At 72.1% G+C, this 330-nt stretch carries 1 protein-coding gene; it reads left to right on the top strand.

Annotated elements, in window-relative coordinates; translation table 11 throughout:
- Positions 1-330 (top strand): RHS repeat domain-containing protein (locus HCJ94_RS29445; protein ID WP_168004259.1); only part of this gene is annotated, 330 nt, incomplete at both ends.

Below are 330 nucleotides of genomic sequence, written 5' to 3'. Positions count from 1 at the left end.
GTACGACGGCGCGGGCCGGGCGTACGAGACCAGCGTGGCCGTGGCGTCGGGGCTCGGCACCGCGGTCCCGATCACCCGCAACGTCTACGAACCGTCCACCGGGCGGCTGCTGCGCGTCCAGTCGGTGGTCAGCGGGCTGTCGACCGCGCAGGTGGTGAAGGGCTACGACGGCCTGGGCCGGCAGACGTCCTACACCGACGCCGACGGAGTCACGTCGACGACCACGTACGACCTGCTCGGTCGGGTGGCGACCAGCACCGACGGCAAGGCCACCCGGACCTACACCTACGACGGTGGCTCCGAGCGGCGGGGCATGCTGACCTCGGTCAC

Origin of the sequence: Micromonospora thermarum (assembly GCF_012034245.1) — a bacterium.
In the GTDB taxonomy this organism is placed as follows: Bacteria; Actinomycetota; Actinomycetes; order Mycobacteriales; family Micromonosporaceae; genus Micromonospora; species Micromonospora thermarum.
This window is presented reverse-complemented; position numbering and strand designations above follow the sequence as displayed.